Source organism: Streptomyces sp. NPDC038280, assembly GCF_055600045.1.
The window spans coordinates 486,346-511,411 of the sequence record NZ_JBVJYZ010000003.1; the positions used below are offsets into that span (position 1 = coordinate 486,346).

Sequence of the window (25,066 nt, forward strand, 5' to 3'; positions counted from 1 at the left end):
AAAACCTCGATGGACCGCAGGGCCGACGTACGGAAGATTTCAGCCAGGGATCTTGGGTGCCATCACACGTGCCCACCCTCCTTGTCACAGGACTCGTACGTCAGGAGCCATTGCATTGAAGGCGCTGGTCAAGCAGAAGGCGGAGCCGGGCCTCTGGCTCACGGACGTGCCCGAGCCGGAGATCGGGGCGCGAGACGTCCTGATCAAGGTGCTCCGCACCGGAATCTGCGGGACGGATCTGCACATCCGCGCCTGGGACGGCTGGGCCCAGAAGTCCATCGCGACGCCGCTGACCGTCGGCCACGAGTTCGTCGGCGAGGTCGTGGAGACCGGCCGCGACGTGGCGGACATCAAGGCCGGTGACCTGGTCAGCGGCGAGGGCCACCTCGTCTGCGGCAAGTGCCGCAACTGTCTCGCGGGCCGTCGCCACCTGTGCCGCGCCACGGTCGGCCTCGGCGTCGGCCGCGACGGCGCCTTCGCCGAATACGTCGCTCTGCCCGCCGCCAATGTGTGGGTCCACCGGGTGCCCGTCGACCTCGACATCGCCGCCGTCTTCGACCCCTTCGGCAATGCCGTGCACACCGCCCTGTCCTTCCCGCTGGTCGGCGAGGACGTCCTCATCACCGGCGCCGGGCCGATCGGCATCATGGCCGCGGCCGTCGCCAAGCACGCCGGCGCCCGCAGCGTGGTGATCACCGACGTCAGCGAGGCGCGCCTGGCGCTGGCCCGCAAGGTCGGGGTGAGCCTCGCCCTCAATGTCGCCGAGACCACCATCGCCGAGGGCCAGCGGGCCATGGGCCTGCGCGAGGGCTTCGACATCGGCCTGGAGATGTCCGGCCGCCCCGAGGCGATGCGCGACATGATCGCCAACATGACCAACGGCGGCCGTATCGCGATGCTGGGCCTGCCCTCGCAGGAATTCCCCGTCGACTGGTCCCGGATCGTCACCTCGATGATCACGATCAAGGGCATCTACGGCCGCGAGATGTTCGAGACCTGGTACGCGATGTCGGTGCTCCTGGAAGGCGGCCTCGACCTCAGTCCGGTGATCACCGGCCGCTACTCCTACCAGGACCACGAGGCCGCCTTCGACGACGCCGCGAGCGGCCTCGGCGGCAAGATCATCCTCGACTGGACTGTCTGATGTGAGGCTCGGTTCACCTCCGGGGCGCTGAAGCGTGCGTCGACGGCCGATCGTGCTCGGTCCTTCGTTCCTCAGGACCTCCGCGCTCCCCCTGCCTTCGGCGGGGGGACCCCCATCCCTTTCGACGCCCGCGCGCCCCATCGGCTCACTCGCCCTCGACCCGAAGGTAATTCATGTTCGACTCCGTACGCGACGACCTGCGCACCACCCTCGACAAGATCCGCGCCGCCGGTCTGCACAAGCCCGAGCGCGTCATCGGAACCCCCCAGTCGGCGACCGTCGCGGTCACCGCGGGCGGCCGCCCCGGTGAGGTGCTGAACTTCTGCGCCAACAACTACCTGGGCCTCGCCGACCACCCCGAGGTGATCGCCGCCGCCCACGGGGCGCTCGACCGCTGGGGCTACGGCATGGCCTCCGTCCGCTTCATCTGCGGCACCCAGGAGGTCCACAAGGAGCTGGAGCAGCGGCTCTCCTCCTTCCTCGGCCAGGAGGACACGATCCTCTACTCCTCCTGCTTCGACGCCAACGGCGGCGTCTTCGAGACCCTCCTCGGCGCCGAGGACGCGGTGATCTCCGACGCCCTCAACCACGCCTCGATCATCGACGGCATCCGCCTGTCCAAGGCCCGCCGCTTCCGCTACGCCAACCGCGACATGGCCGACCTGGAGCAGCAGCTCAAGGAGGCCACCGAGGGCGGGGCGCGCCGCAAGCTCGTCGTCACCGACGGCGTGTTCTCCATGGACGGCTACGTCGCCCCGCTGGCCGAGATCTGCGACCTCGCCGAGCGCTACGACGCCATGGTCATGGTCGACGACTCGCACGCCGTCGGCTTCGTCGGCCCCGGCGGCCGCGGCACCCCCGAGCTGCACGGCGTCATGGACCGTGTCGACATCATCACCGGCACCCTCGGCAAGGCACTGGGCGGCGCGTCCGGTGGCTATGTCGCCGCCCGCGCCGAGATCGTCGCGCTGCTGCGTCAGCGCTCGCGCCCGTACCTCTTCTCCAACACCCTCGCCCCGGTCATCGCGGCCGCCTCCCTCAAGGTCATCGATCTGCTGGAGTCGGCGGGCGACCTGCGCGAGCGGCTGGCCGAGAACACCAGGCTGTTCCGCACGCGGATGACCGAGGAGGGCTTCGACGTCCTGCCCGGCGACCACGCCATCGCCCCGGTGATGATCGGGGACGCGGCCGAGGCGGCGATGATGGCCGAGCTCCTCCTCGAGCGCGGGGTCTACGTCATCGGCTTCTCGTACCCGGTCGTCCCGCAGGACCAGGCCCGTATCCGCGTCCAGCTGTCGGCGGCGCACTCCACCGACGACGTGCACCGCGCCGTGGCCGCGTTCGTCGAGGCGAGGTCCGCCCTTTAGACCTGCGAGACTGGGCGCATGATCGAAGCGCGGCGGCTGCACATCCTCCGTGCGGTGGCCGACCACCGCACGGTCACCGCGGCTGCCGCCGCGCTCTATCTCACGCCCTCGGCCGTCTCGCAGCAGCTGGCCGCCCTGGAGCAGGAGACCGGGCACCGCCTGGTCGAGCGCAGTGCGAGGGGCGTTCGGCTGACCCCCGCCGGAGAGATCCTGCTCAGCCACGCCAATGCCGTACTGGCCCAGCTGGAGCGGGCCGAGTCCGAGCTCGCCGCCTATGGCTCCGGGGAGGCGGGCACGGTGACCGTGGCGGCCTTCGCGACCGGGATCGGCCTGGTCGTGGCCCCCGCGATCACGGAACTCGCCCGCTCCTCGCCCGGCATCCGGGTCCGAGTCCGCGACGCCGAGGGCGACGCGAGCCTGATCATGGTGCTGGACCGGCAGGTCGACATGGCCGTGGCCGTCGAGTACCGGGGCGCGCCCGGCGAGGACGACGCCCGGCTGACCCGGGTTCCGCTCTACGCCGAGCCCTTCGACGCGGTCCTGCCGGTCGGCCACGCGCTGGCCGGCCGCGAGCAGGTGGCGGTCGCCGACCTCGCGAAGGACCCGTGGATCGGTCCGTACCCCGGCAACCCCTGCCATGACGTGGTGGTCCTGGCCTGCGAGTACGCCGGCTTCGAGCCCCGCCTGGAACACTCCTCCGACGACTTCCGCGCCGTCGTCTCGCTGGCCTCGGCCGCGGCCGGCGTGGCGCTCGTCCCCCGCTCGGCGCTGCGCGGCATGGAACTCTCGGACGTCGTGATCCGGCCGGTCGACGGCGTGGCGCCCACCCGCCGCGTCTTCGCGGCGGTCCGCCGGGGCGCGGAGAACCACCCCCTGATCCGCCCGGTGCTGACGGCGCTGGAGTCGGCGGCGGCGCTCCAGCCGCTGGGGTGACCCGGTCCTGACAGCGCGGTCGGACGGGGCGCTCCCGGTATCGGCCGTGCGGGAGGCCCGTGGACGCGCTGGAGTCGGCTCAGTCGGCCGAGGGCGTCCAGCCGTCCGCCTCGATCCGGGCCCGGTCCGCCGGGCGGGACTCGTCGAAGAGGACGCGGCGGCCGCCTCGGACCCGCAGGCCGTCCACATACACCCCGCGCCCCACGTAGAGCTGGTCGGTCGTATAGCGCCAGCGCAGCCGCACGGGGACATCGCGCCAGGCGGTGAGGTCCGCCCGCACGCGGTGCCAGACCCGGCCCGACCAGCCCGTCACCGAACCCTTCGGGTGGGACGTCGGCTCCTCGCCCTCGCGTGCGGTCGTGAACGGCACCGGTGTCCAGGTGGCCCCGGAGTCGGCCGAGGCCTCGAGGAACAGCGCGTCCGCACCCGGTTCGATGTCCCACCACAGGGCGCAGCGCAGCCTCGCACCGGCGGAGCCGGGGGAGAGGACCGGCAGGGTGAGCGTCGCCGTGGTGCCGCCGCCGAGGCCCGCGAACCAGGCGGCGCGGCCGCGCCGCGGGCGTACGGGGACGGCGCGGGCCAGATGGTTGGCGGCGGCCACCCTGGGAGCGGAGCCCGAGCGCCAGGTGCGCACCGGATGGACGGAGTTGCCCAGGACGATCAGGAACGAGTCGGTCGTCGGGTCCAGGACCAGGCTGGTGCCGGTGAAGCCGGTGTGCCCCGCCGTGCGCGGGGTGGCCATCGCGCCCATGTACCAGTGCTGGTAGAGCTCGAAGCCGAGGCCGTGTTCGTCCCCGGGGAAGGCGGTGTTGAAGTCGGTGAACATCAGCTCCACCGACTCCGGCCGAAGGATACGGGCGGGGCCGTACGAGCCGCCGTTGAGGAGCGTTCGGGCGAGGACGGCCAGGTCCCAGGCGCAGGAGAAGACCCCCGCGTGCCCGGCTACACCGCCGAAGCCGTGCGCGTTCTCGTCGTGGACCTCTCCCCACACGAGGCCGCGTTCCAGGCCCGACCAGGGGAGCCGGGCATCCTCCGTGGCGGCGATCCCGGGCTGCCAGGAGGCGGGCGGATTGAAACGCGTGCGCCGCATCCCGAGTGGAGCGGTGATCTCGTTTCGGAGCAGTACATCCAAGGAGTGACCGGTGATCTCCTCCAGGACGAGCTGGAGCGAGATGAGGTTGAGGTCGGAGTAGAGGTACGTGCTTCCGGCCGGCTTCGCCAGCCGCTCGTTCCACAGCAGCCGGAGCTTCCCCTCCCGGGTCGGCTCCTTGTAGAGCGGGACCCACGAGCGGAACCCCGAGGTGTGGGTCAGCAGCTGACGGATCGTGACGTCCTGCTTGCCACCACCCCCGAACAACGGCAGATACGCCGTCACCTTCTCCTCGAGGGCCAGCGCCCCCTGCTCGATCCGACGCACCGCCAGGATGGAGGTGAAGAGTTTCGTGACGGAGGCGAGGTCGAACACCGTGTCCTCGGTCATCGCGATCTGCCGCTCGGGCGGCAACTCGACGCCGGTGTCGGTCTTCTCGTCGTACCCCGCGTAGCGCACCGCCTTGCCGATCGGCCGGTGCAGGGCCACGGTCCCGCCGCGTCCGGCGAGCAGTACGGCGCCTGCGTACCAGGGATGCGCGGGGGAGGGGGAGAGGAACCTTTCGGCATCGGCGACGAGAGCGTCCAGGTGCTCCTGGAGGAGCCCGGCCCGCTCGGCCGAGCCGCGGCGCAGCGTCGTCGCGGGGTGGGCGCCGGGGCCCACCGCCGTACGCGCGTCGCCGCCCGGCGCGCCCGCGGCCGCGACCCCCGGAACCGAACCGATCACCAGCGCACCTCCCAGGGCCAGGGCCCCGCCCGAGAACAGGCGCCGGCTGATCCCTCCGGTCGCCGCGCCCGCCGTGTCCTCCGCCATCCTCACCCTCCCTGAAAGAATCCTTCGGCCCTCCCCGCAACACGTGAAACTTTCTTACCAGGGTGAGGGGGCGTCAAGGCGGTCAAAGAATCTGACACAGCATCAGAAAATCTCTTCCCTCGTCCGGCGCACTGCGGCATCCTGCCGCCCATGAAGACGGAGCTGAGCAGAAAACTGGGGATCGAGCACGCCATCTTCGGCTTCACTCCCTTCCCCGCGGTGGCCGCCGCCATCACCCGGGCCGGCGGCTTCGGCGTCCTCGGCGCGGTCCGCTACACGGCCCCCGACGACCTCGCGCGCGACCTGGACTGGATGCAGGACCACACCGACGGCCTGCCCTACGGCCTCGACGTCGTCATGCCCGCCAAGAAGGTGGAAGGGGTGAGCGAGGCCGATGTGGAGGCGATGATCCCCGAGGGGCACCGCCAGTTCGTCCGCGACACCCTGGCCAAGCACGGCGTCCCGGAACTCGCCGAGGGCGAGGCGTCGGGATGGCGCATCACCGGCTGGATGGAACAGGTCGCCCGCAACCAGCTCGACGTCGCCTTCGACTACCCCATCAAACTCCTCGCCAACGCCCTCGGGTCACCCCCCGCCGACGTCGTGGCACGCGCCCACGACCACGGTGTCCTCGTCGCCGCCCTGGCCGGCAGCGCCAAACACGCTCGCCACCACGCCGAGGCCGGCATCGACATCGTCGTCGCCCAGGGCTACGAGGCGGGCGGCCACACCGGCGAGATCGCCTCCATGGTCCTCACGCCCGAAGTGGTCGACGCCGTCGGTCCGCTGCCCGTACTCGCCGCGGGCGGTATCGGCAGCGGTGAACAGATCGCCGCCGGGCTGGCCCTCGGCGCGCAGGGCGTGTGGCTCGGCTCCCTCTGGCTCACCACCACCGAGGCCGACCTCCACTCCCGCGCGCTGACCGCCAAGCTGCTCGCCGCCGGGTCCGGTGACACCGTCCGCTCCCGCGCGCTCACCGGCAAACCCGCCCGGCAGCTGCGCACCGAGTGGACCGACGCCTGGGACGACCCGGCCGGGCCCGGGACCCTGCCGATGCCGCTGCAGGGGCTGCTGGTCGCCGAGGCCGTCTCCCGGATCCAGAAGTACGAGGTCGACCCGCTGCTCGGCACTCCGGTCGGCCAGATCGTCGGCCGGATGAACTCCGAGCGCAGCGTGGGGCAGGTGTTCGACGAGCTGACCAGCGGCTTCGAGCGGGCCGTGGACCGGATCACTCGCATCGCGGGACGGAGCCAGTCATGAACCAGCCCCCGAACGGCTTCTGGGCGCAGGCGGCCGCCGACCCGGAGCGCACGGTCCTGATCGCGCCGGACGGTGAGGAGTGGACGGCCGGCCGGCTGCACGCCGACGTCAACCGGCTCGTCCACGCGCTGCGCGCGGCCGGCCTCCGCCACGGTGACGCCTTCGCGGTCGTGCTTCCCAACGGCGTCGAGTTCCTCACCGCCTACCTCGCCGCGTCCCAGGCCGGCTTTTATCTCGTCCCGGTCAACCACCACCTGGTCGGTCCGGAGATCGCCTGGATCGTCTCCGACTCCGGCGCCAAGGTCCTCATCGCCCACGAGCGGTTCGCGGCCGCGGCGCGGGCCGCCGCCGACGAGGCGAAGCTGGCCGCCTCGCGGCGCTACGCGGTGGGGGCCGTCGAGGGGTTCCGGCCGTACGCCGAACTCCTCGCGGGACAGCCCACCTCGGCGCCGGACGACCGCACCCTCGGCTGGGTGATGAACTACACCTCGGGCACCACGGGTCGCCCGCGCGGCATCCGGCGCCCGCTGCCCGGCAAGCCTCCGGAGGAGACCTACCTCGGCGGATTCCTCGGCATCTTCGGCATCAAGCCGTTCGACGGCAATGTCCATCTGGTCTGCTCGCCGCTCTATCACACGGCGGTGCTCCAGTTCGCGGGCGCGGCGCTGCACATCGGCCATCCCCTCGTCCTGATGGACAAGTGGTCGCCCGAGGAGATGCTGAGGGTCATCGACGCCTACGACTGCACGCATACGCACATGGTCCCGACCCAGTTCCACCGCCTCCTCTCGCTCCCGGAGGAGGTGCGCCGCCGCTACGACGTCTCCTCGATGCGCCATGCCATCCACGGCGCCGCGCCCTGCCCCGACCACGTCAAACGGGCGATGATCGACTGGTGGGGCCACTGCGTGGAGGAGTACTACGCCGCGAGTGAGGGCGGCGGTGCCTTCGCCACAGCCGAGGACTGGCTGAAGAAGCCGGGTACGGTCGGCAAGGCGTGGCCCATCAGCGAACTCGCCGTCTTCGACGACGACGGAAACCGGCTGCCGCCCGGCGAACTCGGCACGGTGTACATGAAGATGTCCACCGGCGGCTTCAGCTACCACAAGGACGAGGCGAAGACCGCGAAGAACCGGATCGGTGACTTCTTCACCGTCGGCGACCTCGGCGTCCTCGACGAGGACGGCTATCTGTTCCTGCGCGACCGCAAGATCGACATGATCATCTCCGGGGGAGTGAACATCTACCCCGCCGAGATCGAGGCCGCGCTCCTCAGCCACCCCGCCGTCGCCGACGCCGCCGCTTTCGGCATCCCGCACGCGGACTGGGGCGAGGAGGTCAAGGCCGTCGTGGAACCGGCCGACGGCCATGAACCCGGCCCCGACCTGGCCGCGGCCCTCCTCGCCCACTGCGAGGAGCGCCTGGCCGGCTACAAACGCCCCAAGTCGGTCGACTTCATCGAGACCATGCCCCGCGACCCGAACGGCAAGCTCTACAAGCGGCGGCTGCGGGACCCGTACTGGGAGGGTCGTCAGCGCGCGATGTGACAGGGAGGCGTGACACCCGGCTGCCCGCGTGAGGCGGGCGGCCGGACGACCGATGGCCCGGGAGCATTCCCGGACCGCGTCCCCTGAGTGCCTCCCGAGTCGGTCCCCGCGCGTCCGCCCCACCGGCCCGTCCCATCGGCGGAGCACACCGTGCGGCCCCCCTGCCCCTCTGGCAGCGTGGCCGCATGAGTACCGGCGCGGCAGGCCTGACACGGCAGTGGACCACCTGGGTGCCGGTGATCGCGGCGGTGGCCCTCGGCGTGGCCTGGGGCCGCGACCTGCCCGGGTTGGCCGTCGGCCTTGTCGCGCTCTGTCTCGTCGGCGCGGTCCTGGCCGCCGTCCACCACGCCGAGGTCGTCGCCCACCGGGTCGGCGAGCCGTTCGGCTCGCTCGTGCTTGCCGTCGCCGTCACCGTCATCGAGGTCGGACTCATCGTCACCCTGATGGCGGGCGGCGGCGAGAAGACCTCGACCTACGCCAGGGACACCGTCTTCGCCGCCGTCATGATCACCTGCAATGGCATCGTGGGGCTGTCCGTGCTGGTGGGCGCCCTGCGCAACCGTGTCGCCGTCTTCAACGCGGAAGGCTCCGGCGGCGCGCTCGCCACCGTGTGCACGCTCGCCGCCATGACGCTGGTCCTCCCGACGTTCACGACGAGCCGGCCAGGCCCCGAGTTCACCGGCACCCAGCTCACCTTCGCCGCGGTCGCCTCGCTGTGCCTGTACGGGGTGTTCGTCACCGTGCAGACCGTGCGGCACCGGGACTACTTCCTGCCCGTCACCCCCGACGGGAAGGCGGCCGACCCCTCGCAACACGCCCCTCCGCCGACCGTCCGCGAGACCTGGTGGAGCGTCGGCCTGCTGCTCGTGGCGCTCGTCGCCGTCGTCGGCAACGCCAAACTCGTCTCCCCGACCATCGAGGACGGCGTCGAATCCGCCGGACTGCCGAAGGCCGTCGTCGGTGTCGTCATCGCCCTGATGGTGCTCGCGCCCGAGACCCTCGCGGCCGTCCGCGCCGCCCGCAACGACCGGATGCAGACCAGTCTCAACCTCGCCTACGGCTCGGCCATCGCCAGCATCGGCCTGACCATCCCCGCGATCGCTCTCGCCTCGATCTGGCTCTCCGGCCCGCTCGTCCTGGGCTTGGGCGCCCTCCACATGGTCCTGCTCGCGCTCACCGCCGTGGTCAGCGCGCTCACCGTGGTCCCGGGCCGCGCGACCCTGCTGCAGGGCGGCGTCCATCTGGCGATCTTCGCGGCCTTCGTCTTCCTTTCGTTCACCCCCTGACGGCGGACCCGACGCGGCTCCGCCGGCACTTCTCCGGCGGAGCCGCGGTGGAGTCAGCCCCGCACCCTCACCACCCTCAGCGCCGGCGAGCGCGCGATGTCCTTCTCGCAGAAGCGGGACGTCACCCAGCGCTCACCCGAGAACAGCTCGGTCTGGTCGCTGTAATGGCGAGACGCCGGGTTGGAGGACTGGGAGTACGTCAGCAGCGTCCGCGCGACGGGGCAGCGGCCGCCGTCCCAGCCCACGGCCTGGACGTGGCTGGTGCCGTGCGCCACCTCCGTGTAGCCACCGGCCCCCGCGTTCCACACCGGCTCGGCCTTGTTCCAGATGCCCAGCGATTCCGTACCGCCGGAGACCGGGAGGCGCGTGCCGTTGCGTACGACGAACTGGTGGGCCCCGAGCGGCGCGTCCAGCGCGATCCCCGCCGCGCGCAACTCGGCCACCGCATCGGTGAGCGACTTCGCGAACGCCGGCGACGCGGTGTTGAGCGTGTGCGGCGTACGGACCGGATCGGCCGCGTCGAACGGCACCTTCCACTGCTCGGCGAGCGGCGCGGCGCCGGTGAACTTCCGCCAGAACCGGTCGAAGAGCAACGCGCCCCGGCTGTCCGTGTTCACGGTCCTGTCCCAGGAACCGAGGACCCGGCAAGCCTCCGGGTCACCCGGCAGCGCGGCCGGGCACGCCTTCGCCGCGTCGGCGGCGGCCAGATCCCCGGCCGGTGCCCGGTTCGCGAACTGCTGGCGCTGTAGATCGGCCACCGTCAGGCCGCCCTTCGCCGCCATCGCCGCGACGTCCTCGACACCGCCCCGGGTCCGCAGCGAGCGGGGCGTGCCGATGGTGCCGAAGACCCGCTCGTAGCCGGTCAGCGGCCGGTCCGCGTTGGCCAGCCACGCGCTGTCGTTGGAGTTCTCCGCGTACGGCGCGTCCCGCAGCACCGGCATCCTCGACGGTCCGAAGACGCCCGGCTGCAGCGCGTCCGGGTCGGAGCCCGGCGCGCAGTCCGCGCGCGACCCGTCGAGAACCGCCACGCCCGACGCCGGATAGGTGACCTTCCCGAGCGGCGTGGAGCAGCGCTGCGCGAGCTCGTCGGTGATCCGGGGCAGGACCTGCGACTGGGTGAAGAGGGAGTGCCCGGCCGAGTCCGCAGCGACTGTGTTCACCCACGGCAGGCCCTGTGTACGGCGCAGCGCGTCCAGGATCTCCCCGGTCGAGCGGGATCTGCCGAAGGCCAGCGCGGTGTCCGAGCCGCGCAGATTGGCGGCGTTGGGGTCATTGAGGGCGTACGCCGTCGTCGTCGACCAGGGGAGCGGCAGCTGGGCGCCGAGCCCGGTGACGACCGGACCGTACCGGGTCCACCACTGCGTACGGGTCACCTGGCCGCCGTCCTTGACGGGTACGGTCACCGTACGCCTCACCATCCGCTCCGGCTTTCCGTCCACCAGATGGGCGGTCGGGTCGGCCGGGTCCAGCGTGAGCTGGTGCAGATTGAGGGGGACACCCGTCGCGACGGTGTGGCTCCAGGCGACCTTGTCGTTGAAGCCGATGTTGACGACGGTCGTGCCGAGCAACGAGGCGCCGGAGACGTTCAGTTCGCCGGGTATGGTCTGCTGCGACTGCCAGAAGCGGCGGCCGCCCTGCCAGGGGTAGTGCGGGTTGCCCAGGAGCAGCCCGCGCCCGTTCGCGGTCGTGCGCCCGCTGAACGCCACCGCGTTGGATCCCATGGTCGCGTTCTCGGCGGCGAACAGGGCGCGCGCGGCCTCCGCCGTACGGGCCGGGTCCACCGCCGCGTCGGAACTGCCGGCCCCTGAGGGGGCCGCGGGGGGCTGGGCGGCGGTGATCCCGTCGACGCCCCGGCCCTGTCCGCCCAGCACCGACACTGCGAAGCCGCGCCTCGCGACGTCGAGTGGGGTGACGGGCCGTACCCAGTCGGCGCCCTTGCAGGCGGGGTCGGTGACGCGGTTCTGCCGCAGCCACGCGTTGTATCCGGACGCCCAGCCGCGCATCAGCTCCTTCACCTGCCGGCTCGGGCCGCGCGGTGCGGGCCGGCCGAGAAGTCCCTCGACGGTGCCCGCGTCCCGTACCCCCTTGAAGTACAGGTCGCTGGAGAGGTTCTTCGTCGCGGACGACAGCGAACCGTCGGGGGCGCCGTCGGGACCGAAGTACCGCGAGCGCTCGCCTCGCACGGTCACGAAACCGTCGGCGAGCGTGCACACCTGGTCGGCGGCCTGGGCCCAGCCGGTGCCGAAGCCCAGAGTCGCGTAGTCCTTCGCCACGATGTGCGGGATGCCGTACTCGGTGTAGCGGATGACGGCGGACAGAGCGCCGCCCGACGGATGGTGGCGGCCACCGGAGTCGGTGTCCGCGACGGCGGTCCGTGGCAGCGCGGCGGCGACGGTGGCCAGCGCGGCGACGGCGAGGACCAGGTGTCTCGCACGGGTCAGGAAGAGCAAGGTGCCTCCCAACGGAACTGGAGTGAAGGGTGGTTGGACCATGCACGCAGCCGGCGGACCCGTTGTCAACATCCCGTTCGGTATCCGAGGTACGGACCCCTGTCGCACCGCCATGAAGGGCGACCGTCCGCGACCCGTCCGCAGTCTTGACCCGCCCCGTCCCGCCCCCGAGGATCCAGCCATGGAACGCCTCCTCAGCAGCACCGTCGACGGCATCCTGCGCCACAGCGCGCAGCGCACCCCCGACCGGACCGCCGTGCGGTACGCCGACCGCTCCTGGACCTACGCCGAGCTGGACGCGGCCGTGTCCACGGCGGCCGCCGTGCTGAGCGGGCACGCGCTCGCCCCGCGAAGCCGCGTCGCCACCTACGGGCACAACTCCGACGCCTATCTGATCGCCTTCCTCGCCTGCTCCCGCGCCGGGCTCGTCCATGTGCCGGTCAACCACCACCTCACCGGGGACGACCTGGCCTACATCCTGCGCCAGTCCGGAAGCTCACTGGTCCTCGCCGATCCGGATCTCGCGCCCCGCGTCCCGGACGGGTTCCCCGTTCTCGCCCTGCGCGACACCGCCGACTCCCTGCTGACCGCCCTCGCGAATCCGCGCGCCCACGAACCGGTCGGCGCCCCCGGCGACCTCGTCCAGCTGCTGTACACCTCCGGTACCACCGCCCTGCCCAAGGGCGCGATGATGACGCACCGCGCCCTGGTCCACGAGTACGTCAGCGCCATCACGGCCCTCGACCTCCAGGAGACCGACCGGCCCGTCCACTCGCTGCCGCTCTACCACTCGGCGCAGATGCATGTGTTCCTGCTGCCGTACCTCGCGGTCGGCGCGGAGAACACCATCCTCGACGCGCCCGATCCCGCCCGGATCTTCGACCTGATCGAATCCGGGCGGGCCGACAGCCTCTTCGCTCCGCCGACCGTCTGGATCGGCCTCGCGAACCACCCGGACTTCGCGACCCGCGAACTGGGCGCCCTGCGCAAGGCGTACTACGGCGCCTCGATCATGCCCGTGCCCGTACTGGAGAGGCTCCGGGACCGGCTGCCCGGGCTGCGCTTCCACAACTGCTTCGGCCAGAGCGAGATCGGCCCCCTGGCCACCGTCCTCGGGCCCGACGAGCACGAGGGCCGCATGGACTCCTGCGGCCGGCCCGTGCGCTTCGTCGAGGCCCGCGTGGTGGACGAGGAGGGCAAGGACGTTCCCGACGGCACCCCCGGCGAGGTCGTCTACCGTTCCCCGCAGTTGTGCGAGGGGTACTGGGACAAGCCCGCCGAGACGGCGGAGGCGTTCCGCGACGGCTGGTTCCGCTCCGGCGACCTCGCCGTGCGCGACAGCGAGGGGTACTACACCGTCGTCGACCGGGTGAAGGACGTCATCAACTCCGGGGGAGTCCTGATCGCCTCCCGCCAGGTGGAGGACGCCCTCTACACCCACCCGGCCGTCGCCGAGGCAGCCGTCGTGGGTCTCCCCGACGAGCGCTGGATCGAGGCCGTCACCGCCGTGGTGGTACCGCGCGAAGAGGTGACCGAGGCCGAACTGATCGCCCATGCCCGGGAGAAGCTCGCCCCCTTCAAGGCCCCGAAGAGGATCCTGTTCGTGGATGAGCTGCCGCGCAACGCCAGCGGGAAGATCCTCAAGCGGGAATTGCGGGACCGCTTCACGTCTGCCTGAGGTCCACGATCCGTTTGATCTTCCCCACCGACCGCTCCAGCGTCTCGGGGTCGACCACCTCGACCCCGACCGACACGCCGATGCCGTCCTTGACGGCCGACGCGATCGCCCGAGCCGCCTCCGCGCGCTGTTCGGGCGTCGCCCCGGCCCGCGCCTCGGCCCGTACGGTCAGCTCGTCGAGCCGGCCCTCGCGGGTCAGCCTCAGCTGGAAGTGCGGTGCCACCCCCGGCGTGCGCAGCACGATCTCCTCGATCTGGGTGGGGAAGAGGTTCACCCCGCGCAGGATCACCATGTCGTCGCTGCGCCCGGTGACCTTCTCCATGCGGCGGAACACCCGTGCCGTACCCGGCAGCAGTCGGGTCAGGTCCCGGGTGCGGTAGCGGATCACCGGCATCGCCTCCTTGGTCAGGGACGTGAAGACCAGCTCGCCCTGCTCCCCGTCCGGCAGCACCTCGCCGGTGAAGGGGTCGACGACCTCCGGATAGAAGTGGTCCTCCCAGATGTGCAGTCCGTCCTTGGTCTCCACGCACTCCTGGGCCACGCCCGGGCCCATCACCTCCGACAGGCCGTAGATGTCGACCGCGTCGATCGCGAACCGCTCCTCGATCTCGCGTCGCATCTCCTCGGTCCACGGCTCGGCGCCGAATATGCCGACCTTCAGTGACGTCGTCCGGGGGTCGACGCCCTGCCGTTCGAACTCGTCGAGGAGGGTGAGCATGTACGACGGGGTGACCATGATGATCTCGGGGCGGAAGTCCTGGATGAGCTGGACCTGACGGGCGGTCATGCCTCCGGAGGCGGGGATGACGGTGCAGCCCAGCCGCTCGGCGCCGTAGTGAGCGCCCAGCCCGCCGGTGAACAGGCCGTATCCATAGGCGACATGGACCTTCTGCCCGGGCCGGCCGCCCGCCGCGCGGATGGAGCGGGCCACCACGTCCGCCCAGACGTCCAGGTCGCGGTCGGTGTAGCCGACGACCGTGGGGCGTCCCGTCGTACCGCTGGAGGCGTGGATGCGACGGATCGCGGACTGGTCCACGGCGAACATGCCGAACGGGTAGTGGTCGCGCAGATCCGTCTTGGACGTGAAGGGGAAGCGGGCGAGATCGGCGAGCGTGCGGCAGTCCTCGGGGCGCAGGCCCGCCTTGTCGAAGGCCTGCCGGTAGAAGCCGACGTTCTCGTACGCGTGCCGCAGGGTGCCCCGCAGGCGCTCCAGCTGAAGCGCCTGGAGCTCCTCGCGGCCGAGCCGCTCCCCGCTGTCCAGCAGATCCGTCATTCGCCGCTCTCCCGTCCCGACCCATCCCAAAACGGACAACCGATCATTCGGTCTGTGTCTCCGGGGCCAGTAATTCAGCAGGTCGCGCCCCCTGGCAAGGGGCGTGCGCGATTTTCTGCCGGGGAAATCCGATTGCCCCACCGCTCCGCGCGGTGCTGGAGTGGGCCGCATGGATCATGAAGAGGTGCGGGCGCTGTACGACCGGCAGATGCGACGCGACGCCCGGCCCGACGGCCCCGGGGCGCGGGTGGAGCGGGACGGTCCCGTGGTCAGGCAGGTGGGGCCCGCGCACGCCTGGAACGGCATCCTGTGGTCGAGCCTCGGCGCCGCCGACGCCGACGCGGCCATCAGGGAGCAGATCCGGTACTTCACCTCTGTCGGCCGCGCCTTCGAGTGGAAGGCGTACGGACACGACGGCCCCGCCGATCTCGGCAGCCGGCTCCTCGACGCCGGGTTCACCGCCGAACCGGACGAGACCCTGATGGTCGGCGAGACGCGACAGGTCTCCTCCGCCGTCGAGCTGCCCGCCGGCGTGGAGCTGCGCCCTGTCACCGACGCGGCCGGTGTGAAGCTGGTGACGGACGTCCACGACCAGGCCTTCGGGACGGACGGCTCCCGCCTCGAGCGGCAGCTCCTCGCTCAGCAGGCGGCCGCCCCCGACGCCGTCGCGGCCGTCGTCGCCGTGGCCGGGAGCACACCGGTGAGCGCCGCCCGCCTGGAGTTGAACCCCGGCAAGGACTTCGCCGGGCTCTGGGGTGGCGGGACGGTCGAGGCCTGGCGCGGGCGCGGGCTCTACCGTGCCCTGATCGCCTTCCGCGCCCGCATCGCCGCCGACCGCGGCTACCGCTACCTCCAGGTCGACGCGTCCGACCAGAGCCGTCCCATCCTCCAGCGCCTCGGCTTCGTGGCGCTCACCACCACGACTCCGTACCTCTACACCCCCTGATCAGCGCGACCAGTGCGCCGGGCGGGTCAGACCGGACGGCAGCCTGGTCGCCGCGTCCCCCTTCGCCGCGTTGACCTGCGGCTGAGTGAGGAAGAGGGCGCCCGTCAGATCGGCGCCGGTGAGGTCGGCGTCGCGCAGGTCGGCTCCGATGAGGTCGGCGAGGCGCAGGTCCGCGCCGGTGAGGTCGGCGGCGATCAGCAGGGAACCGCGCAGATCGGCGCCCCGAAGGTCCGCGCCGCGCAGCCGGGCGCCGAGGAGGTCGGCGCCCCGTCGGTTCTTCGTCCTGCGCCCCGCCGTGGCTCGTACCAGAGAACTGGTCTTCAGCAGGAGCGTGTTCACCTCGCCCCGCACGGCCGCCACGTCCACCGCCCGCACCTCGTCGGCGCTGCCCTCCGTCAGCCGCTCCACCCGCTCCAGCGCGCGCCGCAGATCGGCATGGATCGAGCGGGTGGCGTGCAGCGCGAGCGCCTCGGTGAGATAGCGCAGCAGCTCATGGAGCTGACGCATCACAGGGAAGACGTCGAACATCTGCTGAGCGGTGCCCGGTGCCTCCCGCCAGTCCTGGCCGCCGAAGGTGACCTGGGAGACCTTCTGGCCGGCGCCGAAGCAGTCGTAGACCGTGCAGCCGGAGAAGCCGGTGGCGCGCAGCTCGGTGTGGATACCGCAGCGGAAGTCGGTGCGGAGGTTCCGGCACGGCTTCCCCGCGGGCTTGTCGATCGCGAAGTCGGCCGACGCGGCGAAGGGCAGCGCGACGCAGCACAGCCCGAAACAGTTCGCGCAGTCGCCGCTCAGTGCGGCGGCTGCGGGGGCGGTGGTCTCGGGGCGCTCGGGCACGGGGTGCGTTTCCTCGGTGTGTCGACGGTGATCGATGCCAGGATTACATCCCGCCCCGGTGCGACGGGACAAATCGTTTCCCCTGCCCCTGCCCCTGCCCCTGCTCCTGCTCCTGCTCCTGCTCCTGCCCCCGTCCGCTTCCCGCTCTCGGCGAACTCGGTCGCCCCCGGGCCACGCGGGCGATGAGGATCAACGCCATGCCCACGTTCAGCGCGTACGACGGAACCGCACTCTCCTACCGGATACGAGGGGAGGGGGAGCCACTGATCTGCCTGCCGGGCGGCCCGATGCGCGCCTCCCGCTACCTCGGCGACCTCGGCGGCCTGGACGCCCACCGCAGCCTCGTGCTGCTCGATCTGCGCGGCACGGGAGACTCCGCGGCGCCCACCGACCCCGGCTCGTACCGCTGCGACCGGCAGGTAGCCGATGTCGAGGCGCTGCGCGCGCACCTCGGCCTGGAGCGGATCGATCTCCTGGGCCACTCGGCGTCCGGCAATCTGGCGACCCTGTACGCGGCCGCGCACCCGGAGCGGGTGCGCTCCCTGGTCCTCGTCACCCCCGGCGTGCGGGCCGTCGGCATCGACATCACCGACGAGGAGTGGGACGAGGCGGTCGCGGTCCACTCGGGCGAGCCCTGGTACGCCGAGAGCCGGGCGGCGCTGGAGTCCCTCGACGGCGACACCGACATGAGGACGCTGGTGAAGATCGTCGATCCCTTCGCGTACGGGCGCTGGGACGCGGCGGCCCAGGCGCACGCCGCCGCCGCGGAGAAGGAGATCAACTGGGAGGCCAGGGGCCTCTTCTACGCCGACGGCGCCTTCGACCCGGAGGCGACCCGACCGGCGCTGGCCTCTGTCGGCGCCCCCGTCCTGGTCCTCGCCGGCGCCTACGACGGCGGCCCGACGCCCGCCCGGGGAGCCGAGCTGGCCGAGTTGTTCCCTCAGGGCGACCTGGTGGTGCAGCCGCGCGCCGGGCACTTCCCCTGGGTGGACGACCCCGGCGCGTTCGCGCGTACGGTCGCCGCCTTCCTCGACCCCGACGGACGGATGGTCGCCGTGAGCGGCGTGTGAGGGACTACCGGCCGTCGTCGTCGGCGGCCACCGACCGCGCCCAGCGGTAGTCCGCCTTGCCGCTGGGCGAGCGCTGGATGTGGTCGGTGATCACCAGCTGGCGCGGCACCTTGTATCCGGCGAGCCGGGTCCGGCAGTGCGCCTGCAGGGACTCCAGGTCCAGCGTCCCCGCCCCGCTCCTCAGCTGGACGACCGCCGCCACATGGTTGCCCCACTTCGCGTCGGGCACCCCGGCGACCAGCGCGTCGTACACGTCCGGATGGGACTTGAGCGCCTGCTCGACCTCCTCCGGGTAGACCTTCTCGCCGCCCGTGTTGATGCACTGGGAGCCCCGGCCGAGGACCGTGACGACGCCCTCGTCGTCGACCGTCGCCATGTCGCCGAGCAGGACCCAGCGCTCACCGTCCCTCTGGAAGAAGGTCTCGGCGGTCTTCTCCGGGTCGTTGTAGTAGCCGAGCGGAACGTGACCGCGCTGGGCGATGCGGCCGGGTTCACCCACCGGCGTGGGCTCGTGCGTCGCGGGGTCGACCACCTGCGTGCGGTCGTTGACGAGCAGCCGGAAGCCCTTCGCCGGGCCCGAATCCTCCGTCGCCCTTCCGTTGGAACCGGACTCCGACGACCCGAAGTTGTTCAGCAGCAGCACGTGCGGCACGAGCTCCTGGAGCTCCGCCCGCACCGTCTCCGACATGATCGCCCCTGAAGAGGAGATGCTGAACAGCGAGGACAGGTCGCTGCCCCTGAGCGGCCCCTTCAGGGCGTCGATGAGCGGCCGCAGCATCGCGTCACCCACCAGCGACACGCTGGACACCTTCTCCTTCTCGATCGTACGGAGCACCTCTTCGGGCACGTACTTGCGGTGCAGGGCGACCCGCTGGCCGTAGTTGAAGGCGACGAACGAGGTCAGCGTCGACGTGCCGTGCATGAGTGGCGGAGCCGGGAAGAAGGTGAGCCCGGGGCCGCCCGCCGCGACCCGCTCGGCGAGTTCCTCGGGGCGCTTCACGGGCTCGCCCGCCGGCTCGCCGCCGAAGAGGCCCGCGAAGAACAGGTCCTCCTGCCGCCACATGACGCCCTTGGGCATCCCCGTCGTACCGCCGGTGTAGATGATGAACAGGTCGTCGGCGGAGCGGGGCCCGAAGCCCCGCTCCGATGAGCCGGCCGCCTCCGCCTCCGTGAACGCCGCGCAGCCGAGCACGGGCGCGCCCTCCGGCGGGGTCCCCACCCGCACCAGGTGCCGCAGCTTCTCCGTCTGCGGCAGCGCGGCCGCGACCCGTTCGGTGAACTCCGCGTCGAAGACGAGCGCCGCCAGGTCCGCGTCGCGGTAGAGGTAGACGAGCTCCTCCTCCACGTAGCGGTAGTTGACGTTGACCGGCACGATCCGGGCCTTCAGGCACGCGAGGACGGTCTGCAGGTACTCGACGCCGTTGTAGAGGTGCAGACCGAGATGCTCGCCCGGCCGGATTCCGGAGTCGATCAGATGGTGGGCGATGCGGTTGGCGGCGGCGTCGAGTCCGGCGTAGGTCAGCCGGCGCTCCGCTCCCGTGCCGGGGTGGTCGATGTACACGAGCGCCTCGCGGTCGGGGACCACGTCGACGACCGACTCGAACAGGTCGGCAAGGTTGTACTCCACCATTCCTCCTGACCCCGGGCCCTCACTGGCTCGGCGGCCATTAGAGCGCCGACGGCCACAACTGGGAAGGGGCGCCGGCGAAGAATCTGACTGGGTGTCAGAAAACTATTGAACTGGGCCCCCACCTACTGCAACCTGTTCTAGGTCTTGAGACGGGAGGACGGCAATGGGTGGGACGGAACACCTCACCGTGCAGCGCGAAGGCGCCACACTGGTGCTCACTTTGAACAGGCCCGGGGCGAAGAACGCGCTCTCGCTGCCGATGCTGGTCGGCCTGTACGACGGCTGGCTGGAGGCGGACGCCGACGACGGGATCCGCAGCGTCGTGCTCACCGGCGCGGGCGGCTCGTTCTGCGCGGGCATGGACCTCAAGGCCTTGGCCGGCAAGGGCATGGAGGGCGAGCAGTACCGGGACCGGATGAAGGCCGACCCCGATCTGCACTGGAAGGCGATGCTGCGCCACCACCGCCCCCGCAAGCCGGTGATCGCCGCGGTCGAGGGCTACTGCGTCGCCGGCGGTACGGAGATCCTGCAGGGCACGGACATCCGCGTCGCCGCCGCGTCGGCCACCTTCGGTCTGTTCGAGGTCAGGCGCGGTCTCTTCCCGATCGGCGGCTCCACCGTCCGCCTGCCCCGCCAGATCGCCCGCACCCATGCGCTGGAGATGCTCCTCACCGGGCGGCCCTACACCGCCGAGGAAGCCGCGCGCATCGGACTCGTCGGCCAGGTCGTCCCCGACGGCACCGCACTGGACAAGGCCCTGGCCATCGCCGAGCAGATCAACGCCTGCGGGCCGCTCGCCGTCGAGGCGGTCAAGGCCTCGGTGTACGAGACGGCCGAGATGACCGAGACCGACGGGCTCGCCGCGGAACTGACGCGCGGCTGGCCGGTGTTCGACACGGCCGACGCCAAGGAGGGCGCCCGCGCCTTCGCGGAGAAACGGGCCCCGGTCTACCGCCGCGAGTGACGGCCCGGACGGCACGCGCACGCACGCCCCGCCCGGCGACGAATGCCGCTGTGATCGCAGCCGGTGCCCGACGACCCGCTCACGAGCCGGCCCCCAGGCCCCCATGGCCGACGGCCGGGCCCCGACCCTCTCGGCGAGTGAACCGAAGGGGGCCCGGGTGTCGAAAGGAAGAACGCGCGGAGGTCCCGAGGAACGAGGAACCGACCACGATCGACCCGTCGACACCCGCGGAAAGCCCCCCGGAGGCGAACCGAGCCCCAGAAGAAGGAGTCGCCACATGACCGCCGCACCCCCACCGGAGGTGCTCCGCGCCCCTCTCGTCGTGGAGTTCCCCTTCACCCGCTCCCTCGGCCCTGTCCAGTCCGCCTTCCTGACCGGCCTGCGCGAGCGCACCGTGCTCGGCGTCCGCACCGAGGCAGGTCGGGTCCTCGTCCCGCCCGTCGAGTACGACCCCGAGACCGCCGCGGAACTCCGCGACCTCGTGGAGGTCGGCGTCACCGGCACCGTCACCACGTGGGCGTGGAACCCGGCCCCGCGCCGGGGACAGCCTCTCGACACACCGTTCGCGTGGGTGCTCGTACGTCTCGACGGCGCCGACACCGCTCTCCTGCACGCCCTCGACGCGCCCGGGCCCGACGCCGTGCGTACGGGCATGCGCGTGCGCGTCCGCTGGGCCGCCGAACGCGCGGGCGCCATCACCGACATCGCCTGCTTCGAGCCCGACACGAGCGGGCCGGGCGAGGGTGGGCCGGACGGCAGCGCGCGGGGCGTGGAGGCACGGAACCACGACGGCCGCTTCGCCGACCCGGTCACGGGGATCGTCGCGCCCGCCCGCCTCGACTACACCTACGCCCCCGGCCGCGCCCAGACCGCCTACATCCACGCCCTCGCCGACCGCAGGACCGTCGGCGAACGCTGCCCGTCCTGCCGCAAGGTGTACGTTCCGCCCCGGGGCGCCTGCCCGACCTGCGGCGTCGCCACCTCGGAGCAGGTCGAGGTCGGGCCGCGCGGCACGGTCACGACGTACTGCATCGTCAACATCAAGGCGAAGAACCTCGACATCGAGGTGCCGTACGTCTACGCGCACATCGCGCTCGACGGAGCCGACCTCGCCCTGCACGGACGCATCGGCGGCATCCCGTACGACCAGGTCCGCATGGGACTGCGCGTGGAACCCGTGTGGACCGACGGCGGCCGCCACCCCGACCACTACCGGCCCACCGGTGAGCCCGACGCCGACTACGACACGTACAAGGAGCTGCTCTGATGCGAGACGTGGCGATCGTCGCCTTCGCGCAGACCGACCATCTGCGGCGTACGGACGAGGTCTCCGAGGTCGAGATGGTCATGCCGGTCCTGCACGAGGTGCTGGCACGGACCGGCCTGAAGACGGGGGACATCGGCTTCACCTGCTCCGGATCGAGCGACTACCTCGCCGGGCGGGCCTTCTCGTTCACCATGGCGCTGGACGGCGTCGGCGCCTGGCCGCCGATCTCCGAGTCCCACGTCGAGATGGACGGTGCCTGGGCGCTGTACGAGGCCTGGATCAAGCTGCTCACCGGAGAGTGCGACACCGCACTGGTCTACGCGTACGGCAAGTCGTCCCCCGGTTCCGTGCGCGACGTCCTGACCCGCCAGCTCGACCCGTACTACCTCGCCCCCCTCTGGCCCGACTCGGTCGCGCTCGCCGCGCTCCAGGCCCAGGCGCTGATCGACACGGGGGAGACCGACGAGCCGGCGCTCGCCACCATCGCCGCCCGCAGCCGTGACGACGCCGCGCACCATCCCCACGCACAGCTCCCCGGTGCCCGGCCGCAGGGCGACTACCTGGTACGGCCGCTGCGTATCGGGGACTGCCCGCCCATCGGCGACGGCGCCGCCGCCGTGATCCTGGCGGCCGGCGACAGGGCCCGCGAGCTGTGTGAACGGCCCGCCTGGATCCGGGGCATGGACCACCGCGTCGAACCCCACGCCCTCGGCGTCCGCGACCTCACCGACTCACCGTCCACCCGGTTGGCCGCCGAGCGGGCCGGCGCCTTCGAGCGGCCCGTCGACACCGCCGAACTGCACGCCCCCTTCACCTCCCAGGAGGTCGTCCTGCGCAAGGCCCTCAGCCTCGACGAGACGGTGAGGGTCAACCCGTCCGGCGGAGCCCTCGCCGCCAACCCGGTCATGGCCGCCGGGCTCATCCGCCTCGGAGAGGCCGCCGCGCGCATCCACCGCGGCGCGTCCGACCGCGCCCTCGCCCACGCCACATCCGGCCCCTGCCTCCAGCAGAACCTGGTCGCCGTCCTGGAAGGGGAGTCCCGTGCCTGAGGCCGTGACATCGAAGGAGCCCGTCGCCGTCATCGGCATCGGGCAGACCAAGCACGTCGCCGCCCGTCATGACGTCTCCATCGCCGGACTGGTCCGCGAGGCAGCCCTACGCGCCCTGGAGGACGCCGAGCTCACCTGGGCGGACATCGACGCGGTCGTCATCGGCAAGGCCCCCGACTTCTTCGAGGGCCTGATGATGCCCGAGCTCTACCTCGCCGACGCGCTCGGAGCCGTCGGCAAGCCGATGATGCGCGTCCACACGGCGGGCTCGGTCGGCGGCTCCACCGCCCTGGTCGCCGCCAATCTGGTGGCCGCCCGCGCCCACCGGACCGTTCTGACCCTCGCCTTCGAGAAGCAGTCCGAGTCCAACGCCATGTGGGGGCTGTCGCTGCCCATCCCGTTCCAGCAGCCTCTCCTCGCGGGCGCGGGCGGCTTCTTCGCCCCGCACGTCCGCGCCTACATGCGCCGGACCGGCGCCCCCGACACCGTCGGCTCCCTCGTCGCGTACAAGGACCGCCGCAACGCCCTGAAGAACCCGTACGCCCACCTCCACGAGCACGACATCACGCTGGAGAAGGTGCAGGCGTCGCCGATGCTCTGGGACCCGATCCGCTACTCGGAGACGTGCCCGTCCTCCGACGGTGCCTGCGCGATGGTGCTGACCGACCGTGCCGGCGCGGCCCGTTCGCCGCGCCCGCCCGCCTGGGTGCACGGTGGCGCGATGCGCAGCGAGCCGACGCTCTTCGCCGGCAAGGACTTCGTGTCGCCACAGGCCGGCAAGGACTGCGCCGCCGACGTGTACCGGCAGGCCGGCATCGCCGACCCGCGACGCGAGATCGACGCCGTCGAAATGTATGTGCCCTTCTCGTGGTACGAGCCGATGTGGCTGGAGAACCTGGGCTTCGCCGCCGAGGGCGAGGGCTGGAAGCTCACCGAGTCCGGAGTCACCGAACTCGACGGAGACCTGCCGGTGAACCCTTCCGGCGGTGTCCTGTCCACCAACCCGATCGGCGCGTCCGGGATGATCCGCTTCGCCGAGGCGGCGCTGCAGGTTCGGGGTACGGCGGGCGAACATCAGGTGGACGGGGCCCGCAGGGCACTCGGCCACGCGTACGGCGGCGGGGCGCAGTTCTTCTCGATGTGGCTGGTCGGCGCGGAGCCGCCCACCACCTGACCCCGGCCTCCCCGCGGGCCGTGCGCGAAGCGCCCCGCCGGACGGGCCGCGGACCTTTCGTGGCGGCCTGTCGGCGGCCGACCTCGATCGCTAGGCTGACCGGACGACGACAGGGGAGGAGCACAGACGTGACGGAGAGCATCACCACGCAGCACACCTTCGCGGGCTGGGACAAGCCGGACCTCGACCTCAGCAACGCCGACTGGCGCTCGGGCAGCCAGGGCGCGGGCGACGTCCAGATCGCGTTCGTCGAGGGGTTCATCGCGATGCGCAACGGCGGGCGGCCCGAGGCGCCGTCGCTCATCTTCACCCCGGCCGAGTGGCGTGCCTTTGTCCTCAACGCCCGGGACGGCGAGTTCGATCTGACGTGAGCCGTGCGGCGGGCGCGTCCCGGCCCCGTGCCGCCGCCCGCTCCGACCGGACGCCGGGCGCGCCCTGTGTTCCGGGCGTTCACCAGCGCGAAGCAGTCGACTGGCGGCCGCCCGGTGGCCAGTGCCGCGTCCTGCCCGCCGGGAGGGGGTAGGCCGGGCGACGTGTGGTGAAGCCGGGGACCAGCCGGGACCTGTCCCGGTCGGCGTCGTCGTGCGGCGCACCGGACCCGCCGCCCGCACGGCGGCCGGGCGCGGACGAGCCCGCCGCGCCTCCGTCCCCGCCGCCCCCGCGCCGCGCGGGCGCGCATGTCACCGGTCCGGCCGTCGGGACCGCCACCTCGGCGGCGGCTTCGGGCGTCGCACACGTTCCGTCACTCCTTTGCCACGGGGCGGCGGCGAGGGCCCCCGGGACGGGCCGGTGACCGGCCGCCCGCCTATCGTGGTGATCATGAGTGGAGAACGTGATCTCGCGCGCCTGGTCTCCGGAATGCGCCCGGAGCTCAACCCCGGAACCTTCGTCTTCACCACGGTTCAGGGGGCCTCGGCCCCGGCCGGCGTACATCCGGTCGTCACCGTCGCGGAGAGCGAGGGACTCACCCTCGTCGTACGCCAGGACGAGGCGGACGCCGCGTCCCTGCCGTACGACTACGTCGCCGCGTGGATCACGCTGCGTATTCACTCCGCCCTGGACGCCGTCGGTCTGACCGGCGCCTTCGCGACGGCTCTCGCCGAGGCCGGGGTCAGCTGCAATGTCGTCGCCGGATTCCACCACGACCACCTCTTCGTGCCGTACGACCGGGCCGGCGACGCGCTCGCCGCACTGCGGCAGCTGGCGGAAAGTGCCGCCTAGGGCCTGCCCTTCGGATCTTGCCGGGCCGACCCGGCCCGATCCGGAAGACAGGCCCTGGCCCGGCGCCGCC

At 71.9% G+C, this 25,066-nt stretch carries 20 protein-coding genes; 15 read left to right on the forward strand and 5 right to left on the reverse strand.

Annotated elements, in window-relative coordinates; translation table 11 throughout:
- Positions 1–115: 115 nt before the first annotated feature.
- From tdh to ACZ7J0_RS10550, 3 genes are all read left to right on the forward strand, one after another.
- Positions 116–1,144 (forward strand): L-threonine 3-dehydrogenase, encoded by a 1,029-nt coding sequence (gene tdh / locus ACZ7J0_RS10540; protein WP_470885933.1) that lies wholly within the window; start codon positions 116–118, stop codon positions 1,142–1,144.
- Positions 1,145–1,317: 173 nt separating this feature from the next.
- On the forward strand, positions 1,318–2,511 hold the full coding sequence (locus ACZ7J0_RS10545) for a glycine C-acetyltransferase (RefSeq protein WP_470885935.1): 1,194 nt from the start codon (positions 1,318–1,320) through the stop codon (positions 2,509–2,511).
- Positions 2,512–2,529: 18 nt separating this feature from the next.
- Positions 2,530–3,444 carry a LysR family transcriptional regulator gene (locus tag ACZ7J0_RS10550; protein WP_470885937.1) on the forward strand — a complete coding sequence of 305 codons (915 nt, stop codon included), beginning with the start codon at positions 2,530–2,532 and terminating at the stop codon, positions 3,442–3,444.
- A 79-nt stretch (positions 3,445–3,523) separates the two neighbouring features.
- Here ACZ7J0_RS10550 and ACZ7J0_RS10555 read toward each other — a convergent pair whose 3' ends face one another.
- The gene (locus ACZ7J0_RS10555; RefSeq protein ID WP_470885938.1) at positions 3,524–5,347 is read right to left on the reverse strand and encodes a serine hydrolase domain-containing protein; all 1,824 of its coding nucleotides are present in this window, start codon (positions 5,345–5,347) and stop codon (positions 3,524–3,526) included.
- A gap of 150 nt (positions 5,348–5,497) precedes the next feature.
- Here ACZ7J0_RS10555 and ACZ7J0_RS10560 point away from each other — a divergent pair, with 150 nt between their 5' ends.
- From ACZ7J0_RS10560 to ACZ7J0_RS10570, 3 genes are all read left to right on the forward strand, one after another.
- Positions 5,498–6,607 carry an NAD(P)H-dependent flavin oxidoreductase gene (locus ACZ7J0_RS10560; protein ID WP_470885940.1) on the forward strand — a complete coding sequence of 370 codons (1,110 nt, stop codon included), beginning with the start codon at positions 5,498–5,500 and terminating at the stop codon, positions 6,605–6,607.
- On the forward strand, positions 6,604–8,154 hold the full coding sequence (locus ACZ7J0_RS10565; protein WP_470885942.1) for an acyl-CoA synthetase: 1,551 nt from the start codon (positions 6,604–6,606) through the stop codon (positions 8,152–8,154). Before ACZ7J0_RS10560 ends, ACZ7J0_RS10565 begins: the two co-directional genes overlap by 4 nt.
- A gap of 185 nt (positions 8,155–8,339) precedes the next feature.
- The gene (locus tag ACZ7J0_RS10570) at positions 8,340–9,440 is read left to right on the forward strand and encodes a calcium:cation antiporter (RefSeq protein ID WP_470885943.1); all 1,101 of its coding nucleotides are present in this window, start codon (positions 8,340–8,342) and stop codon (positions 9,438–9,440) included.
- 53 nt (positions 9,441–9,493) lie between these two features.
- On the opposite strand, the gene ACZ7J0_RS10575 is transcribed toward ACZ7J0_RS10570, so the two are convergent.
- Positions 9,494–11,890, reverse strand: a complete 2,397-nt coding sequence (locus ACZ7J0_RS10575) for a penicillin acylase family protein (RefSeq protein ID WP_470885945.1) — start codon at positions 11,888–11,890, stop codon at positions 9,494–9,496.
- A gap of 181 nt (positions 11,891–12,071) precedes the next feature.
- On the opposite strand from ACZ7J0_RS10575, the gene ACZ7J0_RS10580 reads away from it, so the two are divergent.
- The gene (locus ACZ7J0_RS10580; RefSeq protein WP_470885947.1) at positions 12,072–13,568 is read left to right on the forward strand and encodes an acyl-CoA synthetase; all 1,497 of its coding nucleotides are present in this window, start codon (positions 12,072–12,074) and stop codon (positions 13,566–13,568) included.
- Here ACZ7J0_RS10580 and paaK read toward each other — a convergent pair.
- On the reverse strand, positions 13,555–14,841 hold the full coding sequence (gene paaK / locus ACZ7J0_RS10585; protein WP_470885949.1) for a phenylacetate--CoA ligase PaaK: 1,287 nt from the start codon (positions 14,839–14,841) through the stop codon (positions 13,555–13,557). The genes ACZ7J0_RS10580 and paaK overlap by 14 nt on opposite strands.
- Before the next feature lie 169 nt (positions 14,842–15,010).
- Between paaK and ACZ7J0_RS10590 the strand changes: the two genes are divergently transcribed.
- Entirely contained in the window at positions 15,011–15,787 is a 777-nt protein-coding gene (locus tag ACZ7J0_RS10590; RefSeq protein WP_470885951.1) for a GNAT family N-acetyltransferase, read from the forward strand.
- On the opposite strand, the gene ACZ7J0_RS10595 is transcribed toward ACZ7J0_RS10590, so the two are convergent.
- Entirely contained in the window at positions 15,788–16,621 is an 834-nt protein-coding gene (locus ACZ7J0_RS10595) for a pentapeptide repeat-containing protein (protein WP_470885953.1), read from the reverse strand.
- 197 nt (positions 16,622–16,818) lie between these two features.
- On the opposite strand from ACZ7J0_RS10595, the gene ACZ7J0_RS10600 reads away from it, so the two are divergent.
- Entirely contained in the window at positions 16,819–17,691 is an 873-nt protein-coding gene (locus tag ACZ7J0_RS10600) for an alpha/beta fold hydrolase (protein WP_470885955.1), read from the forward strand.
- Between the two features lie 4 nt (positions 17,692–17,695).
- On the opposite strand, the gene ACZ7J0_RS10605 is transcribed toward ACZ7J0_RS10600, so the two are convergent.
- Entirely contained in the window at positions 17,696–19,318 is a 1,623-nt protein-coding gene (locus tag ACZ7J0_RS10605) for an acyl-CoA synthetase (RefSeq protein ID WP_470885957.1), read from the reverse strand.
- Between the two features lie 166 nt (positions 19,319–19,484).
- Between ACZ7J0_RS10605 and ACZ7J0_RS10610 the strand changes: the two genes are divergently transcribed.
- The 6 genes from ACZ7J0_RS10610 (at position 19,485) to ACZ7J0_RS10635 (ending at position 24,996) form a co-directional block, all read left to right on the forward strand.
- The gene (locus ACZ7J0_RS10610; protein WP_470885959.1) at positions 19,485–20,285 is read left to right on the forward strand and encodes a crotonase/enoyl-CoA hydratase family protein; all 801 of its coding nucleotides are present in this window, start codon (positions 19,485–19,487) and stop codon (positions 20,283–20,285) included.
- A gap of 277 nt (positions 20,286–20,562) precedes the next feature.
- The gene (locus tag ACZ7J0_RS10615; RefSeq protein WP_470885961.1) at positions 20,563–21,552 is read left to right on the forward strand and encodes a Zn-ribbon domain-containing OB-fold protein; all 990 of its coding nucleotides are present in this window, start codon (positions 20,563–20,565) and stop codon (positions 21,550–21,552) included.
- The gene (locus tag ACZ7J0_RS10620) at positions 21,552–22,601 is read left to right on the forward strand and encodes a thiolase domain-containing protein (RefSeq protein WP_470885962.1); all 1,050 of its coding nucleotides are present in this window, start codon (positions 21,552–21,554) and stop codon (positions 22,599–22,601) included. The genes ACZ7J0_RS10615 and ACZ7J0_RS10620 overlap by 1 nt, the downstream gene beginning before the upstream one ends.
- Positions 22,594–23,775, forward strand: a complete 1,182-nt coding sequence (locus tag ACZ7J0_RS10625) for a thiolase domain-containing protein (RefSeq protein WP_470885964.1) — start codon at positions 22,594–22,596, stop codon at positions 23,773–23,775. The genes ACZ7J0_RS10620 and ACZ7J0_RS10625 overlap by 8 nt, the downstream gene beginning before the upstream one ends.
- 128 nt (positions 23,776–23,903) lie before the next feature.
- A complete protein-coding gene (locus tag ACZ7J0_RS10630; protein ID WP_468707870.1) occupies positions 23,904–24,146 on the forward strand; it encodes a DUF397 domain-containing protein in 243 nt (80 codons plus the stop codon).
- 448 nt (positions 24,147–24,594) lie between these two features.
- Complete coding sequence (locus tag ACZ7J0_RS10635; protein ID WP_470885966.1) at positions 24,595–24,996, forward strand: ACT domain-containing protein; 402 nt, start codon at positions 24,595–24,597, stop codon at positions 24,994–24,996.
- Positions 24,997–25,066: the final 70 nt, after the last annotated feature.

Bases quoted from the DNA above. Each gene is read 5' to 3' on its own strand.
- ACZ7J0_RS10545 (WP_470885935.1), top strand. From the start codon at position 1,318: ATGTTCGACTCCGTACGCGACGACCTGCGCACCACCCTCGACAAGATC.
- ACZ7J0_RS10550 (WP_470885937.1), top strand. From the start codon at position 2,530: ATGATCGAAGCGCGGCGGCTGCACATCCTCCGTGCGGTGGCCGACCAC.
- ACZ7J0_RS10555 (WP_470885938.1), bottom strand. From the start codon at position 5,347: ATGGCGGAGGACACGGCGGGCGCGGCGACCGGAGGGATCAGCCGGCGC.
- ACZ7J0_RS10560 (WP_470885940.1), top strand. From the start codon at position 5,498: ATGAAGACGGAGCTGAGCAGAAAACTGGGGATCGAGCACGCCATCTTC.
- ACZ7J0_RS10565 (WP_470885942.1), top strand. From the start codon at position 6,604: ATGAACCAGCCCCCGAACGGCTTCTGGGCGCAGGCGGCCGCCGACCCG.
- ACZ7J0_RS10570 (WP_470885943.1), top strand. From the start codon at position 8,340: ATGAGTACCGGCGCGGCAGGCCTGACACGGCAGTGGACCACCTGGGTG.
- ACZ7J0_RS10580 (WP_470885947.1), top strand. From the start codon at position 12,072: ATGGAACGCCTCCTCAGCAGCACCGTCGACGGCATCCTGCGCCACAGC.
- paaK (WP_470885949.1), bottom strand. From the start codon at position 14,841: ATGACGGATCTGCTGGACAGCGGGGAGCGGCTCGGCCGCGAGGAGCTC.
- ACZ7J0_RS10590 (WP_470885951.1), top strand. From the start codon at position 15,011: ATGGATCATGAAGAGGTGCGGGCGCTGTACGACCGGCAGATGCGACGC.
- ACZ7J0_RS10600 (WP_470885955.1), top strand. From the start codon at position 16,819: ATGCCCACGTTCAGCGCGTACGACGGAACCGCACTCTCCTACCGGATA.
- ACZ7J0_RS10610 (WP_470885959.1), top strand. From the start codon at position 19,485: ATGGGTGGGACGGAACACCTCACCGTGCAGCGCGAAGGCGCCACACTG.
- ACZ7J0_RS10615 (WP_470885961.1), top strand. From the start codon at position 20,563: ATGACCGCCGCACCCCCACCGGAGGTGCTCCGCGCCCCTCTCGTCGTG.
- ACZ7J0_RS10620 (WP_470885962.1), top strand. From the start codon at position 21,552: ATGCGAGACGTGGCGATCGTCGCCTTCGCGCAGACCGACCATCTGCGG.
- ACZ7J0_RS10635 (WP_470885966.1), top strand. From the start codon at position 24,595: ATGAGTGGAGAACGTGATCTCGCGCGCCTGGTCTCCGGAATGCGCCCG.